This is a genomic window from Streptomyces roseirectus, assembly GCF_014489635.1.
GTDB classification, from domain to species: domain Bacteria; phylum Actinomycetota; class Actinomycetes; order Streptomycetales; family Streptomycetaceae; genus Streptomyces; species Streptomyces roseirectus.
In genome coordinates this window covers 8649944-8668776 of the sequence record NZ_CP060828.1, presented here as the reverse complement: position 1 = coordinate 8668776, position 18833 = coordinate 8649944, and the positions used below count along the sequence as shown (strand labels likewise).

The following is an 18833-nucleotide window of genomic DNA, read 5'->3' as shown; positions in this document are numbered from 1 at the left end:
AAGGGGAGTCGTGGCTCATCTGTTGGTGGTAGAGAGCTGGGTCGGCTCGATGAGCAGACTGCTGCCGCGGGCGATCCGGGAGAGCGGGCACACGTTCACGTTCCTGACCCGCGATCTGCACCACTACCTGCGCTCGGCGCCCGAGGGCACGGCACACCCGCTGCTCGGCGCCCGCCACGTCATCACCGCCGACACCAACGACACGGACGCCCTGCTGCCCGAAGTCGCCCGCCTGCACGGCGTGTTCGGCTTCGACGGCGTCATCACGTCCTGCGACTACTACCTCCCGGCGGTCGCCCGGATCGCCGCCCACCTGGGTCTGCCGGGGCCCGGCGCCGAAGCCGTGGAGAACGCGTGCCGCAAGGACGCCACCCGCCGGGTCCTCACCGACGCCGGGGTCCCAGGACCGCGTTTCGCCGTCCACGCCGAGTGGGCCGAACTCGCCCGCGCCGCCCGGGAGATCGGCTACCCGCTGGTCGTGAAGCCGGTCGACCTGTGCGCCGGCATGTTCGTCCGCCGCGTCGACGACGAGTCCCAACTCGCGGACGCCTTCCGCGCGTTGGCCGCCTTCCCGGTCAACGCCCGTGGCCAGCGCCGCGATCCGGCCGTCCTCCTCGAAGAACTGCTCGACGGCCCCGAGGTGAGCGTCGAGACGGTGTCGCACGCGGGCTCGGTCCAGGTGATCGGCGTGACCGACAAGAGCGTCGGCGGGGCGCCCGCGTTCATCGAGACGGGCCACATGTTCCCCGCCGCGCTGAGCGCCGCCGACACCGAGGCCGCCGAACAGACCGCGCTGGCCGCGCTGAAGGCACTGGGCCTGGTGGCCGGCGTCGTCGCGCACACCGAGGTCAAGCTCACCTCGTCCGGCCCGCGCATCGTCGAGGTCAACCCGCGTCCGGCGGGCAACCGCATCACCGAACTGGTCCGCCACGTCACCGGGATCGACCTCGCCGCCGCGTTCGTCGACGTCGCCCTCGGCACCGCCCCCGACCTCGCCCGCAAGGACACCGGCCTCACCAGCGCCGCGATCGGCTTCGTCGTCCCGGAGGTCTCGGGCACCCTCGAAGCGCTGGACGGCGCATCGCTCCCCGGTGACCTCCTGGAGGTCCAACTCGCCGAGCCCGGACGGCAGGTGAAGGCGGCGGGCAGCAACAACGAGTACCTGGGCCACGTCATGGCGGGCGACGCGGACGGCCTCGGCGCCCGCGACCGCGTCGAATCGGCCCTGGCCGCGCTGCGCTCCGGTCTGGTGATCCGGTGACCGCGCTCACCCGGACCTCGTTCGACGCGCTCCTGGACCGGGCGCTGCGCGGCGGAATCGGCCCCGACCCGGCGGACGTCCGTGTCGCCGTCGCCTTCCGCACCCAGCAGGCCGTCCGGCACGACGGGCGCGGCACCGGCTACCGCAACGAGGTGCTGAGCCTGCGCATCGGCGAGGCCACCGGCTCCTGCGCGGTCGAGCCGGGCGCGCTGCCCGAGGAGGCGCTGGACGACTGTGTCGGCGCCGACGTCGCCCACCTCCTCACGCACCCGCTGCTGCCGGTGCGGGTCGCGGCCCTGGACGCGTACCTCATGCACACCGTCCCGCACGGCGGCGACACCGTCGCCCTGCCCGCCGGGACCTCGCTGGAGAAGTCACGGGCGCGCGCACGGGCCGTCGTCGACCTGCTCGACGTCCCCGAGGGGTCCGTCGTCCTGGTCGTCGGGGTCGTCAACTCCCTGCTGGAGGACTTGCGTTCGCGCGGGCTGCGGTATGTGGCGTGCGATCTCAAGGGCGGGACGACGGAGTGGGGCGAGCCGGTCGCGACCGACGCGCTCGCGGCGCTGGAGGGCTGCGACGCGCTGCTGGTGTCCGGGATGACGCTGGGCAACGGCACGTTCGACGCGCTGCGCGAACGCGCCGCCGGGCGGCCCCTGGTGATGTTCGCGCAGACCGGGAGCGCGATCCTGCCGCACTTCCTCGGGCACGGGGTGAGCGCGGTGTGCGCGGAGCCGTACCCGTTCTTCTGGCTGGACGGCGGACCGGGCCTGCTGCACCGCTACCGGGCGGGGGGCGAGCGATGACCACCGCCGCCCGACGGGCCCTGGCCCGCCCGGAGTTGCTGGAACTGCTCGGCCGTACGCCCGTCGTGCGGATCACGGCGGGGCTGCCCGGACCGCACCCCGGTTTCTGGGCGAAGCTGGAAGGGCTCGCGGCGGGCGGGATGAAGGCGCGGGCCGCCGTGTCGATGCTCCTCGGCGCCCGGGAGCGGGGTGAACTGCGGCCGGGCGCACCGGTGGTGGAGTCCACGTCGGGCACGCTCGGCGTCGGACTCGCGTTCGCCGGGCAGGCGCTCGGGCATCCGGTGGTGCTCGTCGGCGACAGCGAACTGGAGCCGTCCATGCGGCAGTTGCTGCGCGCGCACGGGGTCCGGCTCGAACTCGTGGACCGTCCGGCGCCCGTCGGCGGCTGGCAGGCGGCACGGCTGGCCCGGCTGCGCGAGCTGCTGGCGGTGCTGCCGGACGCCTACTGGCCCGACCAGTACAACAACCCCGACAACACGGCCGGTTACGCCTCGCTCGCCGCCGAACTCGCCGTCCAGCTCGACCACGTCGACATCCTGGTGTGCAGCGTCGGCACCGGCGGGCACAGCGCCGGGGTGATCGGTCCGCTGCGCCGGCACTGGCCCGCGCTGCGGCTGATCGGGGTGGACGCCACCGGCTCCACGATCTTCGGCCAGCCCGCGCGGCCCCGGCTCATGCGCGGCCTCGGCAGCAGCATCCACCCGCGCAACGTCGCCTACGACGCGTTCGACGAGGTCCACTGGGTCGGCCCCGCCGAGGCCGTCGACGGCTGCCGCAGGCTGGCCCGGGAGAGCTTCGTCAGCGGCGGCTGGAGCACGGGCGCCGTCGCGCGGGTCGCCGCCTGGGCGGCCCGCGTCCACCCGGGCGCGGTCGTCGCGACGGTCTTCCCGGACGGCCCGCACCGCTACCTGGGCACCGTCTTCGACGACGACTTCGCCGCCGCGCACGGCATCACGCCCGCCACGGCCGCGACCCGCCCGGTGGAGATCCCGCATCCGTCGGCCGCCGAAGCCGTCGGCTGGGCGCGCTGCACCCGCGTCACCGACCCCCTCAAGTCTCTTGAAAGGACGCCGTGAAGGCCACCCTGCGCACCGTACGCCTCGACCTCGCCGAGCCGCTGCGCATCTCCCGCTCCACCATGTCCGCCCGCGACGCGGTCTGGCTGACCGTCGCGGACGCCGACGGCGTCCGCGGCCACGGCGAGGCCGTCAGCAGCGTCTACTACGGCCTCGACGCCGAGACCCTGACCCGGCACCTGTCGGCCGTGGACCTCACCCGCTACCCCGACCCCGAAACCGCCCTGGACGACGCCGGGTTGACCGGCGACGACACTCCCCCGGCGGTCACCGCGGCCGTCGAGTCGGCGCTCCTCGACCTTGTCGGCAAACGGGCCGGCCGGCCCGTGCACGCACTGCTCGGCACGCCCGAGCGGCCGGTCGCCTCGACCGCGCGCACGATCGGCATCGTCCCGCCCGAGAAGGCCGCCGCCGACGCCCGGACGCTGGCCGCGCGCGGGTTCGGCGTCCTCAAGGTGAAGGCCGGGGCCGGTGACGAGGCCCTGGAGCGCGTCCGGGTGATCCGTGACGCGGCGCCCGGGGTGCGGGTGCTGCTGGACCCGAACGGGGCGTGGAGCCTCGCGGAGGCCCGGGAGCTGCTGCCCCGGTTCGCGGCGCTCGGCGTCGAGGCGGTCGAGCAGCCGGTGGCGCCCGGTGACCCGGAGGGGCTGGGCGCTCTCGCGGCCGCCTCGCCGGTGCCGGTGATCGCCGACGAGGACGCCGTGCGGATCGAGGACGTGCGGCGGCTGGCCGGGCGGGTGCAGGGGGTGAACGTCAAGCTCGCCAAGTGCGGGGGCGTCCGGGCGGCCCTGCGGATCGCGGAGTCGATCGAGGGCAGCGGGACGTCGCTGATGCTGGGCTGCCTCACGGCGAGCACGCTCGGGATCGCGCCCGCGGTGCATCTCGCGGACCGGGCGCGGTGGGTGGACCTCGACGGGCATCTGCTGCTGGCTCGCGATCCCTGGCGGGGTATCGGGGGCGAGGACGGGGTCGTGCGGGCAAGTGGGCTGCCGGGTCTGGGAGTTGTCCCCGCCGACTCCGGTGCGGCGTCCGGTTCCGGTGAGGAGGCCGCGCGTGCGCACGTGGCGTGAGATGCGGCGATTCCCGCTCGCCGTCCAGTTGTTGCTGGTCAACCAGTTCGGCGTCAACACCGGTTTCTACCTGCTGATCCCGTATCTCGCGACGCACCTCGGGGAGAACCTGGGGCTGTCGGCCGCCGTGGTCGGGGTGGTCCTCGGGGTGCGCAACCTCAGCCAGCAGGGCCTGTTCATCATCGGCGGCTCCGCGTCCGACCGGCTCGGGGCGCGCGGGGTGATCATCGCCGGGTGCGCGCTGCGGACCGTCGGGTTCGCGCTGTTCGCGCTCGGAGACAGCCTGCCGGTGCTGCTGGCCGCGTCCGTGCTGAGCGGGTTCGCGGGCGCGCTGTTCAACCCGGCCGTGCGGGCGTACGTCTCGCAGGAGTCCGGTGAGCGCAAGGCGGAGGCGTTCGCGCTGTTCAACGTGTTCGCGACGGCCGGCGCGCTGGTCGGCCCGCTGCTGGGGAGCGCGCTGCTGCTGGTGGACTTCCGGACGTCGGCGCTGACCGCCGCCGGGATCTTCGCGGCCCTCACCGTCGCGCAGGCGCTGGTGCTGCCCGCCCGCGAGGTCGCGCCGAGCAAGGGCACGGTCCTCGGGGACTGGCGCGAGGTGCTGGGCCAACGGGCCTTCCTGGCCTTCGCGTTGGCGATGGTCGGCATGTTCACCCTGGAGAACCAGCTCTACCTGCTGCTGCCGGACGGGGCACGCCGGGCGACCGGCTGGGACGGGGCCGCGGGCATCGTGTTCCTCGTCGGCACCCTCGCCAACCTCGCGCTGCAACTGCGGATCACCGCCATGCTCAAGGAGCGCGGGAACAGGGCGCGTTGGATCGCGGTGGGGCTCGGGGTGATGGCCGTCGGGTTCCTGCCGCCGGCCGTCGTCGCGGGGGTCTCCGACGGTCCGGTGGCCCTGCGGGTGCTGCCGGTGCTCGTCGGGACGCTGCTGCTGTACCTCGGTGTGATGGTCGCGCAGCCGTTCGTGATGGAGCTGATCCCCCGGTTCGGCAGGCCCGAGCTGACCGGCACGTACTTCGGGATCTTCTACGTCGTGTCGGGCATCGCGGCGGCCGTGGGCAACGCGGTCGTCGGGTGGGCGATGGACACCGGGGAGCGGGGCGACGCCGCCTGGCTGCCGTGGGTGTGCTGCGCGGTGTTCGGACTGCTGTCGGCGGCGGGGGTGGCGTGGATGTACCGGCTGGGCTCGCTGCCGTCCGAGTCGCGGGCCGCCGCCCCGGCGGGGGTGTGATCCGGTGAGCAACTTCCTCACGGACAACCCCGCGCTGTACGAGGCCCGCTTCCCCGACGCCGAGCGGCTGGCCGGGCGCTGGGCCGAGGACTGCCTGCGCCGGCACGGCGCCGGCCCGTGCGTCCTGGACCTCGGCTGCGGCACCGGGCGCGACGCGGCGTACCTGCACGGCGCGGGCCGCACGGTCACGGGCGCCGACCTGTCCGAGGCGATGCTGGCGCACGCCAGGACCGTCCACCCCGGGCCCGCGTACGTCGAGGCCGACCTGCACGGATTCGACCTGGGGGCGGGCGAGTTCGACGCCGTGCTGTGCCTGGACAGCGCGCTGCTGTACTGCCACACCGACGACCAGCTCGACGGCTGCCTGCGCGCGGTGCGGCGGGCGCTCGCCCCCGGCGGGCTGTTCGTCGCGGAGATGCGCAACGGCGCGTACTTCCTGGGCCGGACCGACCTGTTGGACACGCCGGGCGTCAACTCCTTCGTCTGGCAGGGCGTTTCGTACCGGTCGACGACCACGCTCACCGTCGACCGCACGGCTCAGCTCCTGCGCCGCAGCAGGGTCTGGGAAACCGACGACGGGCCGGTCGAGCAGCGGTCCGCGTGGCGGCTGCTGTTCCCGCTGGAGCTGCGCCACCGGCTGGCCGCGTACGGCTTCGACGTGCTCGAACTGCACGACGGGCCCGGCCCCCGGACCGAACCTCCTTGGCGGGAGGGCCTGTTGCCGGGTTCCTCGGCGGACGCCGACCGGCTGCACGTGATCGCTCGACTCACTACTTCCTGAGGACTGAACACAGTTGGGGACTGAACAGATGCGTGACTCCTGGGGCCGCAGAGGCTTCCTCGCGGCGGGGGCGGCCTCGCTGGGCGCGCTGGCGCTCACCGGGTGCGGCGGTGACGACGGCGGCAAGTCCGCCGGCAGCGGCGGCGGTTCACCCAAGCGCGGGGGCCGGCTGCGGGCCGCGTTCGCGGGCGGCGGGGCGAGCGAGAACCTCGACCCGCACCTCGCGAACCTCTTCGGTGACGCGGCCCGCGCCAAGGCGCAGTACGACAAGCTCGCCGACTACGGCGCCGACCTGTCCGCCCAGCCCCGGCTCGCGGCGAAGTGGGAACCGAACAAGACCCTCGACCGCTGGCAGGTCACGCTGCGCGAGGCCGAGTTCCACGACGGACGCCCGGTCACCGCGCAGGACGTCCTCTACAGCTACCGCCGCATCGCCGACCCGGCGAAGGCGTTCCGCGCGAAGGCGTCCCTGGAGCCCATCGACCTCACCGCGAGCCGCGCGACGGGCGCCCGGACGATCGAGTTCGTGCTGAAGCGGCCGACCGCCGAATTCCCCAACGTGCTCGCCGCGTTCGGCGCGTACATCGTGCCCGACAAGGCGGCCGACTTCGACAAGCGGCCCGTCGGGTCGGGGCCGTTCAGGTTCGTGTCGTTCGCGCCGGGCCGCTCGGCGGTCTTCCGGCGCAACGACGCCTACTGGGAGGGCGCCCCGCACCTGGACGAGCTGGAGTTCGTCGTCGCGAACGAGGAGTCGGCGCGCGTGAACGCCCTGCTGGGCGGGCAGATCGAGTACGCGCACGAGCTGAACCCGACGACGGCCCGCGCGCACGAGGGGCACGGGCAGATCGAGATCGTGCGGCTGCGCGGCAGCGCGATGCAGGCGTTCGCGATGAAGACCGACCGGCCGCCGTTCGACGACCCCCGGGTGCGGCAGGCGTTCTTCCTCATCGCCGACCGGCAGGAACTCGTGAACGGGGCGCTGTCGGGCGCGGGCGTCGTCGGCAACGACCTGTTCGGCAAGGGGTACGAGTACTACGCGGCCGATCTCCCGCAGCGCGCCCAGGACTTGGCGAAGGCACGAGCCCTGCTGAAGGCAGCCGGAGCTTCGGACCTGAAGGTCACGCTGGACACGTCGGAGGTCGCGGCCGGGTTCACGGAGGCCGCCGGGATCTTCCGCGACCAGGCGAAGCAGGCCGGGGTCACGGTCGAGGTGCGCGTCGGCAGCAAGGACTCGTACTGGAGCGACATCCTCGACTCCGGTGTCCTCGCCTGCTACCGCTCCGGCGCGATGCCCATCGAGGCGCACATCTCGCAGCGGCTGCTGACCGACTCGACGACCAACGCGACGCACTGGCGGCACAAGGACTTCGACGCCCAGTACCAGCAGGCCCAGTCGACGGCCGACCCGGCGCAACGCGCCGCCGTGTACGCGCGGATGCAGCGCCGCCTCTACACCGAGGGCGGATTCCTGGTGTGGGGGTTCGCGGACTGGATCATCGGAACGGGCCGCCAGGTCAAGGGTGTTGACACCAAGGCGCCCGCCAACACGCTGGGCTGGGCGCGGTTCGACAAGGTGTGGCTCGCGTGACCTTTCTGGGTTCCTTCGTCGTCCGGCGGCTGCTGCTCGGCGTCGCGCAGACCGTGGCCGTGGTGCTGCTGGTCTTCGCGCTCACCGAGGCGCTGCCGGGTGACGCGGCGGTCGCCCTCGCGGGCGATCAGCCCGATCCGGCGCGGATCGCGGCGATCCGGGAGGCGATGCACCTCGACCAGCCGGCCGGGGAGCGGCTGCTGACCTGGGCGGGCGGGCTGCTGCACGGGGACCTGGGCACGTCCCTGGTCTCCGGGCGGCCGGTCGCCACGTACCTCTCCGAGGGGTTCGGACCGACGCTGCTGCTCGCGGCGCTGACACTGGCGCTGCTGATCCCGGCCGGGTTCGGGCTCGGGGTGCTGATGGCCCGTCACGAGGGCGGCCTCCTCGACCGGTTGGCGAGTTCGGTGACCCTCGGGGTGTACGCGGTACCGGAGTTCGCGCTCGGGGTGCTGCTCGTGACGGTGTTCGCGCTGCGCCTGGACTGGCTGCCGCCGACGGCCGTCGGCTACGGCACGGATCTCCTCGCGCATCCGGCGGTGCTGGTGCTGCCGGTGCTCGTGCTGCTGGCGCGGCCGGTGTGCTCGCTGTCGCGGCTGGTGCGGGCCGGCATGGTCGAGGCGCTGGCCTCGCCGTACGTGGCGCAGGCCCGGCGGTACGGGGTGCCGGAGGCGCGGGTGCGGTATCTGCACGCGCTGCCCAACGCGCTCGCGCCGGCCGTGCAGCAACTGGCGCGCACGGTCGACTGGTTGCTGTGCGGGGTGATCGTCGTCGAGGCCCTGTTCGTGGTGCCCGGCCTCGGCACGGTGCTGCTCAACGCGGTGTCCGAGCGGGACGTGCCGGTGGTGCAGGGCCTCGCCGTGGTGTTCGGGGTGCTGACGGTCGTACTGAATCTGGGGGCGGATCTGGTGGCGCACCGGTTCGCGCCGCGGGCGGAGGTGGCGGCGTGAGACGTCGTTTCGTGTACGGGGCGGTCATCGTCGCCGTGCCGCTGGTCCTGGCCCTGTTCGGGCCGCTGTTCGCGGGTGAACCGGGGCCCCGGGGCACGTCGTTCACGCTCGGCGGCGGGCACTGGCTCGGGACCGACTTCGTCGGCCGGGACGTCGTCCGGCAGATCCTGTACGGCGGGCGGCCGGTGGTGGTGACGGCGCTCGCGGCGACCGCGCTGGCGTATCTGGTGGCGCTGCCGGTGGGGTTGTTCTGCGCGCTGACGCACCGGCGGTGGCTGGAGGAGGCGTTGATGCGTCCGCTGGACGTCCTGCTCGCGGTGCCGTCGCTGTTGCTGATCCTGCTGGTGGCGGCCGTGTTCTCGCCGGGCGCGGTGGGGCTGGCGCTGCTGGTGGCGGCGGTGAACGTGCCGGACGCGGCGCGGATCGTGCGGGCGGCGGCCGGGGAGACCGCGTCGCGGCCGGCCGTCGAGGCGCTGCGCATGCAGGGCGAGAGCTGGTGGCGGATCGCCGTCGGCCATGTCGCCCGCTCGGGCGTACGGACGCTGGCCGCCGACGCGGGGACGCGCCTCACCGGCGTCCTCTATCTGGTGGCGACGGCCGCCTTCCTGGGCGTCGGGGTCGCGCCGGACGCGGCGGACTGGGCGGTGATGGTGGACCGCAACCGGACGGGGCTGTTCGTGCAGCCCTGGGCGGTGGTGGTGCCCGCGCTGCTGATCGTCGCGCTGACGACGGGGACGAATCTGCTGTTCGACGCGGCGCTCGACCGCGGCAAGGCGGCGCCGGGCCGCGAGAAGGGGAAGGCGCGTACATGAGCCTCGGGGCCGAAGAAGTCGTGGCCGAACTCCGTGATCTGCGCGTGGAGATCGGCGGCCGGGCGATCGTCGACGGCGTGTCCCTGCGGGTCGTCGCGGGCAGGGTGACCGCGCTGGTCGGGGCGTCGGGCAGCGGCAAGACGACGACGGGACTGGCGCTGCTGGGCGAGTTCCCGCCCGGCGCCGCGGTGACCGGCGAGGTGCGGGCCGCCGACCGCGCCGGGTACGTTCCCCAGCATCCGGCGGCCGCCCTGAACCCGGCCCGCCGGGTCTCGGCGCTGCTGCGGGACATCGCGCGCACCCGGCCGCGCGAGGAGCGCCGGGGACGGGTCCTGGACGCGCTGCGGGACGCGCAACTCCCGGACGCCGAGCCTCTGTTGCGGCGTTTCCCGCACCAGTTGTCGGGGGGCCAGCAGCAGCGCGTCACCCTCGCGCAGGCCCTGCTCCTCGGGGCGCGGGTGGTCGTGGCCGACGAACCCACCACCGGTCAGGACGCGTTGACCAAGAGCCGGGTGGTGGAGGAGCTGGCCGCGCTCGCCGCGCGCGGCATCGCGGTCGTCCTCCTCAGTCATGACCTCGACGTCGTCGGCGCCCTCGCGGACGAGGTGCACGTCATGCGCGCCGGGCGGGTCGTCGAGTCGGGGCCCGCAGACCGCCTGCGGCTGACCCCGGGGCACGCCTGGACGCGTGAACTCTTCGACGCGGCACGGCCGTTCACCTCTCCGGAGACGGCACCGGGCGAACCCGTCGTGGAGATCCGGGACTTGACGGCACGTCACCGCCGGGCGGACGTCGTGCGTGTCCCCCGGCTCACCCTCCACCAGGGCGAGTGCCTTGCCGTCGTGGGCCGTTCGGGCAGCGGGAAGACGACGCTGGCCCGCGCGCTGGCGGGCCTGCACCGCGCGTACGACGGTGAGGTCACGCTCGACGGCGCCCGGTTGCCCCGCAGTCTCCGTGACCGTTCGCGCGCCCAACTCGCGGCCGTGCAGTACGTGTTCCAGGACGCGCGGGCCGCGTTCGACGAGCACCGCACGGTCCTGGACCAGGTGTCCCGCACGGCGGTCCGGCTGCGCGGCGCGGGCGCGGAGGCGGCGCGGGAGGAGGCGCGGGAGACGCTGGCGGGCCTCGGTCTCACCGAGTCCCTGTGGGACCGTCAGCCGACGGGCCTGTCCGGCGGTGAGCTCCAACGCGCCGCGCTGGCCCGCGCGTTGCTGGCCCACCCGCGTGTCCTGCTGTGCGACGAGATCACCTCGGCCCTCGACCCGGTGACCCGCCGCACCATCCTCGACACCCTCACCGGCCTCCTGCGCACCCGCCCCGACCTCACCCTCGTCCTCATCACCCACGACCTCGACACCGCCGCCCTCGCGCACCGCATCGCGGTCCTCGACGCGGGGGAACTCGTCGAGACGGGCCCGGCGCGGCAGATCCTGACCGCCCCGGCGCATCCCTTCACGGCCGCGCTGACCCGGACGACGGCGCGTCTGCAGGGCGCGTGACACGGGCTCTCAGCCGAGGACCCCGGCCGGGTCGCCGGCGTTGCGGATCATCCGCCGCAGCACCTTGACGGTGGTGACGTAGTCGGCGTCGTCGACGCCCTCGTGCATCCGCGCGCGGACGGCGGGGGCGTGCCGCCGGATCTCCGTGCGGGCCTCCTCGCCCGCCCCGGTGATCCACAGGCGCGCCTCGCCGTCGCGAGTGAGCCAGCCCTTGGCCAGCATGAGGTCAGCCTCGGCGGCCAGGTCGTCCTCGGGGCGGAGGTAGGTGGCCATGGCCTCGCGGAGCTGCGGGATGGTCCTGCCGTGGCCGTCGGGCGAGAGGTCGTGGCGGGAGAGGTTGCGCAGGATCCAGAACTGCGGCTGGGAAGTGCCGAGTTCGGCCATGTGGGCGCGGATGTGGGCGAGGGTCGCCTCGTAGGCGAGGCCCGTCCAGTGGGCGACGGGCTGCGCGGCGAGTTCGGCGTCGGTGAGGTGCTGGGCCGTCATGGCGGTTCCCCCTGGGTGCGGTGCGGTCGGTGACGTCTTCGACCGTAGGACCTCAAGTTATATTCAGGTCAAGGCTTGTGTTCAGGTCAAGGTCTCTCCCGGGTGCTGCTCGCGAGGTCGCGTTCGAGGTCGTCGAGGGCCTGGCGGGCGGCGCTGATGCGGGCCAGGAGGAGTGCGTCGTCGCCGGACAGGGCGTGCGGCTCCGGGCCGCGTGCCTCCCGTTCGGCCTCCCGTTCCATGTCCCGCGCCTCGTCCAGTGAGGTGATCACCACGCCGATGAGGACGTTGACGAGCACGAACGAGGCGAGCAGCACGTAAGAGGCGTAGTAGACGAGGCTCCAGCGGGAGATCTCCAGTCCGCTGTGGACCGCGTCCCCGATGCCGTCCAGGGTCATCAGGAGGAACAGGGTCAGCACGGCCCGCCCGATGGAGCCGTAGTGCTGGGGGTCCTCGCGGCTGAAGAACACCCAGCCGACCATGGCGTACACGTACAGCAGCAGCGCGCCGACCAGCAGGAAGCTCAGCGTGCCGGGGAGGCTGCGCAGCACCGCGACCAGCATCACCCGCAACTGCGGCAGGAACCTCGCGCTGCGCAGGACGCGGGCGAGGCGCAGCAGCCGCAGGATCGTCGTGTTCTCACGGACGACCGGCAGGAACGTCGTGAGGATGACGGCGAGGTCGAAGAGGTTCCAGGGGTCCTTGAAGAACTCCCGGGGCCGGTCGGCGTGCGCGGCGAGCCGGATCAGCAGTTCGACGGTGAACACGGCGAGGCAGACGTGCTCGGCCAGCCGCAACCCCGTGTGCCAGCGCGCGACGAGCCCGGTGTACGTCTCGACGCCGAGGAGCGCCGCGTTGAGGAGGATCACCGCGAAGACGGTGAGGGCGAACCAGCGGGACTCGGCGACCGTGCGGCAGCGGTCGGCCAGTTCCCGGCGGGCGGTGTTCGGTGGTGCGATCTCGGCGGCGCCCGCTTCGATCGCCCGGTCGTGCATGTGCGGCATCCTGCTGCCCTTGCTCCTTCGTCACGCGTGCGAGAGGGCGTACCCGGTCAACCCGCCCCGGTGGAGGGCGGGTTGAGTGATCACCCGGGATACTTCTACAGGACGGCGGCTTCTACAGGACAGTAGAGAAGCTGGGGAGAGGCTGGGGTCAGCGAGCCGCCAGGCCCTTCAGGAAGTCCACGGGCGGGACGCAGAACAGCGTGCCGGTGACGGCCTCGGAGAAGTCGAGGATCGGGTCGGGGCCGGTGTCCCGCGTGCCGAGGAACATCCGGCGCGGCATGGTCTCGGGCACCTCGGGGACACGCGCGTACGCGAGCAGGCACTGGATTTTCACCGGTAGCCCTCTCCCTCGTCGGCCCGGCCCGGCGTTCGACGCCCACGCCTGCCCCGATGGGGCACCCCGAGCCAACCGGCCCCGTCCCGCCGGTTCGCCCCAACGCCTCCGCCCAGCCCCCTCACCCCTCCCCCCAGTAATCCCGCTCCGGCAGCCTCACCCACCTGTCCGGCTCCCCCACGAACGCCCGCGCGTCGGCCGGTGCCAGCCCCGCCCACGCGCACGCGTACGCCATCGGGCGGCAGGAGTAGAGGTACCCCCTGAGCACGTCCTCGGGGGTCTGGCCGGTGTCCGGGCCGCCGCCGGGGTGAAGGTCCCACCCCTCGATGACGCCGTCGCGCGCGGTGCTGCCCTGGTTGCCGCTCTTGGGGTTGGCGTAGACGCCGTAGGCGCGCGTGCCGGGGGTGAGGAGCTTCAGGACGACCGGGGTGGAGGCCGCGTACCCCCACGGCTGGACCAGCACGCAGCCGCCGGGCACCGAGGTCACGCCGACGAAGGGCAGGACCTCGTCCAGTTCGAAGTCGTCCGGCGCTTCCCGCACGTCTTCGAGCACCTCGGCGTCGGCGTCGGACGCGTCCAGACGCCGGACGGCCTCGTCGGCGTCGACGCCCGTCACGCAGGCGACGCTCATCCCGTCGGAGCAGAACTTCCCGAGCGCTGCCCGGAGCCGTGCCGCTTCCTCGGCGAGGAGCCGTTCCGCGTCGGTCAACCCGGCCTGCCCAGCGGGGAGTTCGAAGAGGTCCGGCGTCGGTCCCGCGAGGGCGAGGCGGCCCGGCGACCAGCCGGCGAGCTGGGGCAGCCAGGGATCGGCCCCGGCGGCGACGAGTACGCGGGCGTGCTCGACGCGCCCGTACTCGACCGCCTCCCACAGGGCGCTCACCCCGCGCTCCAGGGCGTCCACGTCGGCGACGCGCGCGGCGAGTTCCGCGACGACCTCGGGCGAGCCGAAGGCGGCCGCGCGGTGCAGGGGCCGTCCGCCGCTCCAGGACTCGGGATCGGCGCCCGCGTCGAGCCGTGCGCGCACCTGCGCGTGGTCCTTCCAGTCCCCCATGCCCACCCAGTCACCCGCGCCCATCCCGCGTCCCTCCCTCGCCGATCACCCACTGCCCCCACCCTCGCAGACGCCACTGACAACGCCCCCTACTCCCCGAAGAACCCGCCCACGACCTGCGCGAACTCCTCAGGCCGGTCCAGCCACGGGAAGTGCCCGCCGCCCTCCTGCACCACCACCTCCGCGTCGGGGAACACCCCCGCGAACTCCCCCACCACCCCCGGCGGAGCCACCACGTCGACCGACCCGGCGACCACCAGTACCGGCGCCGCGAGCCGCGCGAGCCCCGCGCGTGTGCGCGCCGGTTCGTACGCCCCGTCGGCCCCGTACGCCGCGAGGATCACCGGATCCAGTGCCTCCCCGGCGTGATGCGCCCGCGCGACGGCGTCCCAGCGCCCGTACGAGAACGGTGCGACGGCCTCCCAGGCGCCGGCGTCGGCGCGCCCCGCGCTGATCGCCTCCAGGGCGGCGTACGCGTCCGGGAACCAGGGCTCGCCGCGCCGCTTCCGGGCCGTCGTGAGCCGCAGTTCCCCGGGGATCGTCAGCCCGACGGCCCGGGTGCTCGGGGTGACGAGGGCGAGGCGGGCGACGCGTTCCGGATGGCGGGCGGCGTACAGGGCGGCGAGGTTCGCGCCCGCGCAGTGCGCGAGGAGATTCACCCTTTCGAGACCCAGGTGGACGCGCAGTGCCTCGACGTCGTCGACCATGCGGTCGCAGCGATAGGAGGCCGCGTCCGCCGGGACGGCCGAGCGGCCGGTGCCCCGGAGGTCGAGCCGGATCAGTCGGTGACGGGCGGTGAGTCCGCCGAGGTCGCCGAGGTACGCGGAGTCGGTGGGGCCGCCGGGGAGGCAGACGAGGGGGGTGCCGGCGCCGGAGGTGTGGTGGGCGAGGCGGGTGCCGTCGGGGGCGGTGAAGTGGTCGTACGTCATGAGGTTCAAGCCTTTCGGGGTGCCGTTTCGGGGCACTCCGGCGACGACCTCAAGGTCAGCGGCGCCTGGCGGTGAGTGCCCGTCCTGCTCCTGCGGTGATGGGTCCCACCTCCTCGGTCGAGGGCCGCGACGGCGGCCGATGCGTATACGCGATGAGATTATCAGCCCGCCCCTGCCGGCCCCGGCCCCGCACCCGCACCCGCACCCGCACCCGTCGGGCCCTCACCCGCCGACGACCCCGCACCCCCCGACCTCCGGTACACGCTCGGACTCACCCCGTACACCCGCTTGAACGCCGCACTGAACCCGAACGCGTCCGCGTACCCCACCCGCCGCGCCACCGCGCCCACGGTCTCCCGCGTCCCGGTCAGCCGGTCGGCCGCGAGGCTCATCCGCCAGGACGTCAGATAGGTCAGCGGCGGCGTCCCGACGAGCCGGACGAACCGGTCCGCGAGGGTCGTCCGGGAGACACCCGCCTCGGCGGCGAGCCCGACCAGCGTCCAGGGGCGTTCCGGCGCCGCGTGCATGACCCGCAGCACCGGCCCGACGACCTCGTCCCCGAGCGCCCCGAACCACCCCGGCGGCACGGCGCCGGGCCGGTCGAACCAGCCCCGCAGCGCGCACACCAGCAGCCAGTCCAGCAGCCGGTCCCGCACGACGGGCCGGCCCCCGTCCCCGGACCCGGCGAGGAAGTCCAGCAGGGGCGCGCACCCCGCGTGCCCGGGCACCACCATCACCTCGGGCAGCACCCCGACCAGCCGCCGTGCGACGGTGCCCCGCGTCTCGTACGCCCCGCTGAGCAGCCCCGCCGGCTCCGTGCCGGACAGCTCCACGGCCTCGGGTCCCTTCACGACGACGGAGTCACCGGCCCGCACGGCGTCCCCCCGGTCGAGGCGCCCCTCGCCCGTCAGCACCGTGCACAGCGTAAGGGAGTTGGTGCCGCCGAGCGGCACGGACCAGGGCGGCGCGAGGTCGGTGCGCCGCAGCCCGGCCCCGTCCGCGCGCACGCCCTGCAACAGATCGTCGAACGGATCCATGGGCACACCCTAGTGGCCCGGACGATCACGCAGCCGCGCCGGACGATCGGCCATGTCCCCCGCTCCGGCAGCCCAGTTGACTGACGGTCATGACGACATACACAGACGCGATTCTCGTACTGGGCGCGACCGGCAAGGTGGGCCGCAGACTCGTGCCGGTGCTTCAGGCGGCCGGGCGGCGGGTGAAGGCGGCGTCGCGCTCGGGCGCGGTGCGGTTCGACTGGACCGAACAGGACACGTGGGCCGGGGCGTTGGAGGGCGTGAGCGCCGTCCAGTTGCTCGCACCGCAGGATCCCGCCCTCGCCGAGCCGTTCGTGCGGCAGGCCGTCGACGCCGGTGTGCGACGGTTCGTGGCGCTGTCCGGGCGGGGCATGGACCGGGTTCCGTCCGACGCGTTCCGGGGAATGGCCGCCGCGGAGAAGGCAGTTCAGGGTTCCGGGGTCGAGTGGACGGTGCTGCGCCCCAACAGCTTCAACCAGAACTTCGACGAGGCCGAGTGGCGGGCCCCGCTGCGCGCCGGGCGCCTCGCCCTGCCCGTCGGGGACGTCCCCGAACCCTTCGTGGACGTACGGGACATCGCCGAGGTGACCGCCGCGCTGCTGACGTCCGACGCTCTCCAGGGCGAGGTGTACGACCTGTCGGGGGCGACCGCGCCGACCTACGCGGAGGCGGTCGAGGTGATCGCTCGCGCTGCCGAACGGCCCATTGTTTACGAGGAGTTGACGCCGGAGGAGTACCGTGCCGAGTTGCTGGACGAGGGTTATCCCGAGGAGGCCGTGCATGACCTGGACGCGTTGTTCGCGGTGATGCGGGACGGTGGTTCGGCCGCGCCGGTCGACACGGTGGCGCGGATCCTGGGGCGGGAGCCGGTCCCGTTCGCCGAGTACGCCGCGAAGGCGGCGGCGTCGGGCGCCTGGAGCTAGCAGGGCGCGGCCCGCGCCGACCGGGTATGGCGGGTGCCGCCAATCCCAACTCCCCTCCATGGCCCTCCACTTGTGGAGATCCGTGAAGATTGAAAGTGGGACTTCCGCATAGGATCGGAGATCTCATGGAGAGGGATCAGGCGTGAGTGAACACAGCGGCAAGCCGGCGTTCGGGGGCGAGCACGAGGCGGCCCGGGGACCTGTCCCGGAGTCCGCCGAGGAGACCACCCTGGAGTACCCCTCGGGTCTCGTCCCGGACCCGGCCGCCGCCGTCCCGCGACCCGACCCGAACCCGGGGTACAGCTTCCTCCCCGAGCCCGGCCCCGGATCCGGCCCCGGATTCTTCCCGGAGCCCGACCCCCGGGCCGACCCTGAGTCCGACCCGGACGCCGGCCCTGGTCTCGACCCCGGCCTCGATCTCGACGGGAAGCCGCCCGCCAAGCGCAGCCGCATCGCCCTGATCACCGTCGGCGCCGCCACCTTCGCCGTCACGGCGGGCGTCCTCCTCGGCGTCTCGCTGTACCAGACGCCGTCCCGTAGCGACAGCGTCCAGGACGACCTGCGCGCGGGCGTCCCCGACCAGGTCTCGACGAGCGCGGAGGCGACGGGATCGGCCTCGCCCAGCGCCTCCGGCACGTCCGCGAGCCCGTCCTCGTCGGCCTCCGCGTCGGCGTCGGAGTCCACCAGCACCTCGCCGACGGCGTCCCCGTCCGTGTCCCCTACAGCGACCCCGACCGCCTCCCCCACGAGCGCCCCGGACCCCACCCCGCCCTCGGGGGGCGGCGCCGAGGCCCCGCGTGTCCTGCGCCTCGGCGACACCGGCCCCCAGGTCAGGGAGCTTCAGCTCCGCCTCAAGGAGATCGGCCGCTACGACGGCGAGGCGACCGGCGTGTACGACGAGAGCGTCCAAAGCGCCGTCCGCACCTACCAGTTCACCCGGCTGATCCTCTCGGACGAGTCCGGCGTGTACGGCGCGGCGACCCGCGAGTCCCTGGAGTCGGAGACGCGGAACCCCTGACGGACGGCAGCTAGGAGACGGTGTTGAGGTAGGCCGCCAGCCGCGCGATCGCGGACGGGTTGCGGGGGCTCTCGACGAGGTCGACGTAGTCGAGGACGAAGATCCGCTTGTTCCTGACGGCGGACACGTTCCTCAACGGCGCGTAGGACAGCAGGAACTGACGCTTCTGCTCGGCGCTGACGTTCCCGTAGTCGCAGATGACGATGACGTCGGGGTCGCGGGCGACGACGGTCTCCCAGCCGACCGTCGTCCAGGAGTCGTCGACGTCGTGCGTGACGTTCTCGCCGCCGGCCGCGCTGATGATCTGGTCGGGCGCGGCGTACCGTCCGGAGGTGAACGGCGCATCCTGGCCGCTGTCGTAGAGGAACACCCTGGGCCGCTTCGCAGGCGCCTTGACCTGGGCGATCTCCTTCTTGAAGGAGGCGATCAGGGTGGCCGCGCGCTGCTCGACGCCGAAGAGCTTCCCCAGGTTGGTGAGGTCGGTGTAGAGCGCGTCGAGGGGCGGCATGATGCCGCGCGAGGTGTCGGTGCGGCCGTTGCGACACGACTCGGTGAGGATGTACGACGGCACCCCGATTTTCGCGAGGGCGTCGGGCGTGAAGCCGCTGTCCTCGCGGAAGCCGTAGTTCCAGCCGGCGAAGACGAGGTCGGCGCGTGCGTCGAGGACGTTCTCCTTCGTCAACTGGTCCTTGGAGAGCCACTTGACCTTCCGATAGCCGTCCTTCCAGGGCACGTTCGTCAGGTCCCCCTTGTCGTCCGGCATCGCGAACCCGGCCATGCGGTCCTCCAGGCCGAGCGCGAACATCAGCTCGGTGATGCCGACGTCGTTGGTGACGACGCGTTCGGGGACGTGGTCGTAGGTGACCTTCTTGCCGCAGTTGGTGATCGTGACGGCCCCGGACGCGGGGGACGAGGTCTTCTCCACGGAGGCCCCGCACCCGGTGACGGTCAAGCACAGGGCGACGGCGGCGAGTTGACGCAGG

18 protein-coding genes and 1 pseudogene are annotated in these 18833 nt (G+C 73.5%); 12 read left to right on the top strand and 7 right to left on the bottom strand.

The genetic code is table 11. The annotated features are described in order from the left end of the window. Positions 1-10 precede the first annotated feature (10 nt). From IAG44_RS37600 to IAG44_RS37555, 10 genes are read left to right on the top strand one after another with little or no spacing between them, the layout of a single operon-like run. On the top strand, positions 11-1261 hold the full coding sequence (locus IAG44_RS37600; protein ID WP_187751534.1) for an ATP-grasp domain-containing protein: 1251 nt from the start codon (positions 11-13) through the stop codon (positions 1259-1261). Further along, entirely contained in the window at positions 1258-2064 is an 807-nt protein-coding gene (locus IAG44_RS37595) for a Rossmann-like domain-containing protein (RefSeq protein WP_187751533.1), read from the top strand. The genes IAG44_RS37600 and IAG44_RS37595 overlap by 4 nt, the downstream gene beginning before the upstream one ends. Further along, on the top strand, positions 2061-3140 hold the full coding sequence (locus IAG44_RS37590; RefSeq protein WP_187751532.1) for a PLP-dependent cysteine synthase family protein: 1080 nt from the start codon (positions 2061-2063) through the stop codon (positions 3138-3140). The genes IAG44_RS37595 and IAG44_RS37590 overlap by 4 nt, the downstream gene beginning before the upstream one ends. Then, complete coding sequence (locus tag IAG44_RS37585; RefSeq protein ID WP_187751531.1) at positions 3137-4210, top strand: dipeptide epimerase; 1074 nt, start codon at positions 3137-3139, stop codon at positions 4208-4210. The genes IAG44_RS37590 and IAG44_RS37585 overlap by 4 nt, the downstream gene beginning before the upstream one ends. Further along, positions 4194-5441 (top strand): MFS transporter, encoded by a 1248-nt coding sequence (locus IAG44_RS37580; protein ID WP_187751530.1) that lies wholly within the window; start codon positions 4194-4196, stop codon positions 5439-5441. Before IAG44_RS37585 ends, IAG44_RS37580 begins: the two co-directional genes overlap by 17 nt. A gap of 4 nt (positions 5442-5445) precedes the next feature. Next, positions 5446-6222, top strand: a complete 777-nt coding sequence (locus IAG44_RS37575) for a class I SAM-dependent DNA methyltransferase (protein WP_187751529.1) — start codon at positions 5446-5448, stop codon at positions 6220-6222. A gap of 28 nt (positions 6223-6250) precedes the next feature. Beyond that, positions 6251-7810 carry an ABC transporter substrate-binding protein gene (locus tag IAG44_RS37570; RefSeq protein ID WP_187751528.1) on the top strand — a complete coding sequence of 520 codons (1560 nt, stop codon included), beginning with the start codon at positions 6251-6253 and terminating at the stop codon, positions 7808-7810. Further along, on the top strand, positions 7807-8760 hold the full coding sequence (locus IAG44_RS37565) for an ABC transporter permease (protein WP_187751527.1): 954 nt from the start codon (positions 7807-7809) through the stop codon (positions 8758-8760). Before IAG44_RS37570 ends, IAG44_RS37565 begins: the two co-directional genes overlap by 4 nt. Then, positions 8757-9572: an ABC transporter permease gene (locus IAG44_RS37560; protein WP_187751526.1), complete on the top strand. Its 816-nt coding sequence runs from the start codon at positions 8757-8759 to the stop codon at positions 9570-9572. Before IAG44_RS37565 ends, IAG44_RS37560 begins: the two co-directional genes overlap by 4 nt. Further along, on the top strand, positions 9569-11071 hold the full coding sequence (locus IAG44_RS37555) for an ABC transporter ATP-binding protein (RefSeq protein WP_187751525.1): 1503 nt from the start codon (positions 9569-9571) through the stop codon (positions 11069-11071). Before IAG44_RS37560 ends, IAG44_RS37555 begins: the two co-directional genes overlap by 4 nt. Positions 11072-11080: 9 nt before the next feature. On the opposite strand, the gene IAG44_RS37550 is transcribed toward IAG44_RS37555, so the two are convergent. The 6 genes and pseudogenes from IAG44_RS37550 to IAG44_RS37525 form a co-directional block, all read right to left on the bottom strand. Then, a complete protein-coding gene (locus tag IAG44_RS37550; protein WP_187751524.1) occupies positions 11081-11557 on the bottom strand; it encodes a MarR family winged helix-turn-helix transcriptional regulator in 477 nt (158 codons plus the stop codon). Between the two features lie 86 nt (positions 11558-11643). Continuing rightward, positions 11644-12549 (bottom strand): ion transporter, encoded by a 906-nt coding sequence (locus IAG44_RS37545; protein ID WP_187753028.1) that lies wholly within the window; start codon positions 12547-12549, stop codon positions 11644-11646. 157 nt (positions 12550-12706) lie between these two features. After that, positions 12707-12874, bottom strand: a pseudogene (locus IAG44_RS37540) (Dyp-type peroxidase); the annotation flags it as partial. Between the two features lie 139 nt (positions 12875-13013). Next, on the bottom strand, positions 13014-13967 hold the full coding sequence (locus IAG44_RS37535) for an ankyrin repeat domain-containing protein (protein WP_187751522.1): 954 nt from the start codon (positions 13965-13967) through the stop codon (positions 13014-13016). Positions 13968-14032: 65 nt separating this feature from the next. Further along, positions 14033-14872: an alpha/beta fold hydrolase gene (locus IAG44_RS37530; protein WP_187751521.1), complete on the bottom strand. Its 840-nt coding sequence runs from the start codon at positions 14870-14872 to the stop codon at positions 14033-14035. Between the two features lie 161 nt (positions 14873-15033). Beyond that, on the bottom strand, positions 15034-15909 hold the full coding sequence (locus tag IAG44_RS37525) for an AraC family transcriptional regulator (RefSeq protein ID WP_187751520.1): 876 nt from the start codon (positions 15907-15909) through the stop codon (positions 15034-15036). Between the two features lie 89 nt (positions 15910-15998). Here IAG44_RS37525 and IAG44_RS37520 point away from each other — a divergent pair, with 89 nt between their 5' ends. Next, the gene (locus IAG44_RS37520; protein WP_187751519.1) at positions 15999-16832 is read left to right on the top strand and encodes an NmrA family NAD(P)-binding protein; all 834 of its coding nucleotides are present in this window, start codon (positions 15999-16001) and stop codon (positions 16830-16832) included. A gap of 142 nt (positions 16833-16974) precedes the next feature. After that, on the top strand, positions 16975-17850 hold the full coding sequence (locus tag IAG44_RS37515; RefSeq protein ID WP_187751518.1) for a peptidoglycan-binding domain-containing protein: 876 nt from the start codon (positions 16975-16977) through the stop codon (positions 17848-17850). 10 nt (positions 17851-17860) lie between these two features. Here IAG44_RS37515 and IAG44_RS37510 read toward each other — a convergent pair whose 3' ends face one another. Further along, entirely contained in the window at positions 17861-18832 is a 972-nt protein-coding gene (locus IAG44_RS37510; protein WP_425508548.1) for an ABC transporter substrate-binding protein, read from the bottom strand. Position 18833: the final 1 nt, after the last annotated feature.

What these genes read in the sequence shown, in the direction of transcription:
- IAG44_RS37545 (WP_187753028.1), bottom strand. Translation starts at nt 12,549, where the DNA reads ATGCACGACCGGGCGATCGAAGCGGGCGCCGCCGAGATCGCACCACCG.
- IAG44_RS37535 (WP_187751522.1), bottom strand. Translation starts at nt 13,967, where the DNA reads ATGGGCGCGGGTGACTGGGTGGGCATGGGGGACTGGAAGGACCACGCG.
- IAG44_RS37570 (WP_187751528.1), top strand. Translation starts at nt 6,251, where the DNA reads ATGCGTGACTCCTGGGGCCGCAGAGGCTTCCTCGCGGCGGGGGCGGCC.
- IAG44_RS37550 (WP_187751524.1), bottom strand. Translation starts at nt 11,557, where the DNA reads ATGACGGCCCAGCACCTCACCGACGCCGAACTCGCCGCGCAGCCCGTC.
- IAG44_RS37530 (WP_187751521.1), bottom strand. Translation starts at nt 14,872, where the DNA reads ATGACGTACGACCACTTCACCGCCCCCGACGGCACCCGCCTCGCCCAC.
- IAG44_RS37520 (WP_187751519.1), top strand. Translation starts at nt 15,999, where the DNA reads ATGACGACATACACAGACGCGATTCTCGTACTGGGCGCGACCGGCAAG.
- IAG44_RS37525 (WP_187751520.1), bottom strand. Translation starts at nt 15,909, where the DNA reads ATGGATCCGTTCGACGATCTGTTGCAGGGCGTGCGCGCGGACGGGGCC.
- IAG44_RS37555 (WP_187751525.1), top strand. Translation starts at nt 9,569, where the DNA reads ATGAGCCTCGGGGCCGAAGAAGTCGTGGCCGAACTCCGTGATCTGCGC.
- IAG44_RS37590 (WP_187751532.1), top strand. Translation starts at nt 2,061, where the DNA reads ATGACCACCGCCGCCCGACGGGCCCTGGCCCGCCCGGAGTTGCTGGAA.